This window comes from Moritella viscosa, assembly GCF_900120065.1.
GTDB lineage: Bacteria > Pseudomonadota > Gammaproteobacteria > Enterobacterales > Moritellaceae > Moritella > Moritella viscosa.
Genome location: NZ_FPLG01000142.1, coordinates 1 through 514 on the forward strand (window position 1 = coordinate 1; position 514 = coordinate 514).

The window sequence follows — 514 nt, forward strand, 5'->3', positions numbered from 1 at the left end:
AAAGAAATGATTAGTGCGCTCCAAGACTTCGGTGTTAGTGATGAGCGAGCTAATGACATTGCTGCATTATTTGAAGTTGTTGATGCCGGTGATTATGACGCATTGGTTATGCCTGCTCTGGCATTTAATCACTCCCAGCTTCCCCGCAAAACAGTATTAATTACTTTATCTTCATTTTGGGTATGCGTTGTTGGTAATACCAATTCCTTTTCTGAACAAGAACTACAAGCACTTGGTGCGCTGCGTTCGCTGTACTTTGTTGCGGTCAATCTGGGTTATCAAGGTGTAGCTGATTGTATTGCACAGTATTGGGAACGCACACATCCCTTGCATTTTTCTAAGTCAGTGGAGTTATGGCGATGATGTATTTAGCAATTGCACTGTGCCCAAGTGGCAGTATGCGTGAGCATCCTAAAACGCACGAACTTCGCACTGTAGAAGTAGGTGAATGTGAAACTAAGCAAGATGCTATCGATAACGCTTGTCTGCAGCTCAATTGCCGTCAGTTGTTTCG

General features: G+C 43.6%; 1 protein-coding gene. It reads left to right on the forward strand.

The window, feature by feature from the left end; translation table 11 throughout:
- A partial coding sequence (locus BT797_RS23950) for a hypothetical protein (protein WP_211705600.1) occupies nt 1-363 on the forward strand: 363 nt, incomplete at its 5' end.
- Nucleotides 364-514: the final 151 nt, after the last annotated feature.